Origin of the sequence: Streptomyces sp. NPDC059455, assembly GCF_042750115.1 — a bacterium.
GTDB classification, from domain to species: Bacteria; Actinomycetota; Actinomycetes; order Streptomycetales; family Streptomycetaceae; genus Streptomyces; species Streptomyces endocoffeicus.
The window spans coordinates 1-1989 of the sequence record NZ_JBHYVB010000318.1; the positions used below are offsets into that span (position 1 = coordinate 1).

A 1989-nucleotide genomic window follows, 5' to 3' on the forward strand; every position below is an offset into this window, starting at 1 on the left:
GGGCGCCGCGGGGCTCCCCCCGGCCCGGGCGACGGGCCCGCCGCCCCCGGGTATCGCCCCCGCGGGCCCGGGGCCCGATTCGCGTCGGTGTCCACCCGGGCGCTGTCCATGCCATCGGAATCGCCGCTGGTCAGCGGGTATGTATAAGGATCGCTTGAAGGCATCCGACACGGAAACGCGATGGACGCCGGGGTGCGCCCGTCCCATAGTGGATGGACATGGAGAGCCTGGCGGGCGCGGAATTCGCGCCACATACGACGTATCTCACCACCGCGTCCAGCGGTCTGATCCCCGCACGCTCCGTAGCCGCCGTGAAGGCGGTCCTCGACGGCTCGGCCGCCGGACAGCCCATCATCGACGTGTCCTTCGAGGCGGTCGAGGCGAGCCGCGCCGCCTACGCCCGGCTCGTCGGCGTACCGTCCCGGCGCGTCGCGGCCGGCAGCTCGGTCGCCGTGTACGCGGGGATGATCGCGACCTCGCTGCCGCCCGGGGCCGAAGTCCTGGTGGCCGACGGCGACTTCAGTTCCCTGGTCAACCCCTTCGCCGTCCGCGGCGACCTCAAGCTGCGCAGCGTGCCGCTGGAGGAGATCGCCGAGGCGGTGCGCCCCGGTACGGCGCTGGTGGCCGTGAGCGCGGTCCAGTCGGCCGACGGGCGGATCGCCGACCTCGACGCCATCCGGGAGGCCGCCCGGACCCACGGGGCCCGCACGCTGGTGGACCTCAGCCAGGCGGCGGGCTGGTTCCCGGTGAACGCAGCCGAGGCCGACTACACGGTCTGCGTGGCCTACAAGTGGCTGATGTGCCCGCGCGGGGCCGCGTTCCTGACAGTGCCCGAGGACCTCGGCGAACTCACCCCCGTCTTCGCGGGCTGGGTCGCGGGCGAGAAGCCCTGGGACAGCTGCTACGGCCCGGTGGAGGAACTCGCCCACTCCGCACGGCGCTTCGACGAGAGCCCGAGCGTGTACGCGTACGTCGCGGCCCGGCACTCGCTCGGGCTGATCGAGGAGCTGGGCACCGAGGCCATCGCCGCGCATGACCGCGCGCTCGCCGACCGCTTCCGGGACGGGGTCGTCGCGCTCGGCCACCAGCCGGTGGCCGCCCCCGGCTCGGCCATCGTCTCCGTACCGGGCCTGGGCGGCGCCGCGTCCCGGCTGGCGGAGGCGGAGGTGCATGTCTCGGCGCGGGCCGGCAACCTCCGCGCCTCCTTCCACCTGTACAACACCGCGGCCGATGTGGACCGGCTGCTGGAGCGGCTGTCCGGCTGAGCGGGTCCCGGTACGGGGGGTCCGCGGCACCAAAGAGCGGCACAAAAGATCTGAGGGAAGCCGGGACACCCCGGCTTCCCTCAGATCACGCACGGACGTCACGGCATCGCACGGCGGTCATCACCGTACGGGCGTGAAGTCCCTCGCGCCGATGAACTCCGGCCGGGGGATCGGTGCGGCGAACGGCTTGACCGCCGTGTTCTCCACGCTGTTGAACACGATGAACACATTGCTGCGGGAGTACGGCGTGATGTTGTCGCCGGACCCGTGCATGCAGTTGCAGTCGAACCACGTCGCCGACCCGGCCTGGCCGGTGAACAGCTTGATGCCGTGCTTGTCGGCGAAACCGGTGAGGGCCTCGTCCGACGGGATGCCGGCGTCCTGCATCTGCAGCGACCGCTTGTAGTTGTCCTTCGGCGTGGCTCCTTCACAGCCGAGGAAGGTGCGGTGCGAGCCCGGCATGATCATCAGGCCGCCGTTGGTGTCGAAGTTCTCGGTCAGGGCGATCGAGACCGACACGGTCCGCATGTTCGGCAGGCCGTCCTCGGCATGCCATGTCTCGAAGTCCGAGTGCCAGTAGAAGCCCGAGGCCCCGAAGCCCGGCTTGACGTTGATCCGGCTCTGGTGGACATAGACGTCCGAGCCCAGGATCTGCCGCGGGGGGGGCCCCCCCCCCCCGGACCGGCGCCCGGAGGGCGACTAAGACGGGAAGCGCAGGAAACAA

At 71.3% G+C, this 1989-nt stretch carries 1 protein-coding gene and 1 pseudogene; one reads left to right on the forward strand and one right to left on the reverse strand.

Features of this window, described 5'->3' with window-relative positions; all coding sequences use genetic code 11:
* The first annotated feature begins 218 nt into the window (after window positions 1-218).
* A complete protein-coding gene (locus ACFXB5_RS50650) occupies window positions 219-1265 on the forward strand; it encodes an aminotransferase class V-fold PLP-dependent enzyme (protein ID WP_385222121.1) in 1047 nt (348 codons plus the stop codon).
* Window positions 1266-1385: 120 nt separating this feature from the next.
* Here ACFXB5_RS50650 and thpD read toward each other — a convergent pair.
* Window positions 1386-1922, reverse strand: a pseudogene (gene thpD, locus ACFXB5_RS50655) (ectoine hydroxylase); the annotation flags it as partial.
* Window positions 1923-1989 lie beyond the last annotated feature (67 nt).